Consider the following 523-nt stretch of genomic DNA (forward strand, 5'->3'; position numbering starts at 1 on the left):
GATAAATCCTAGTTTTTTATTGCCTTCAAATAAATTTAAGGAGTTCGAAATGGACCAGAAGCTGTTAACGGATTTCCGCTCAGAACTACTCGATTCACGTTTTGGTGCGAAGTCTATTTCCACTATCGCAGAATCAAAACGTTTTCCGCTGCACGAAATGCGCGATGATGTCGCATTTCAGATTATCAATGATGAATTATATCTTGATGGCAACGCTCGTCAGAACCTGGCCACTTTCTGCCAGACCTGGGACGACGAAAACGTCCATAAATTGATGGATTTGTCGATCAATAAAAACTGGATCGACAAAGAAGAATATCCGCAATCCGCAGCCATCGACCTACGTTGCGTAAATATGGTTGCCGATCTGTGGCATGCGCCTGCGCCGAAAAATGGTCAGGCCGTTGGCACCAACACCATTGGTTCTTCCGAGGCCTGTATGCTCGGTGGGATGGCGATGAAATGGCGTTGGCGCAAGCGTATGGAAGCTGCAGGCAAACCAACGGATAAACCAAACCTGGTG

1 protein-coding gene is annotated in these 523 nt (G+C 46.7%); it reads left to right on the forward strand.

Annotation, left to right across the window (positions count from 1 at the left end):
• Nucleotides 1-49: 49 nt before the first annotated feature.
• The coding region (locus ACS8YF_RS20155; RefSeq protein ID WP_440851827.1) for a pyridoxal-dependent decarboxylase at nt 50-523 on the forward strand (474 nt) is incomplete at its 3' end.

The organism is Salinisphaera sp. SWV1, from assembly GCF_052044155.1.
Taxonomy (GTDB): domain Bacteria; phylum Pseudomonadota; class Gammaproteobacteria; order Nevskiales; family Salinisphaeraceae; genus Salinisphaera.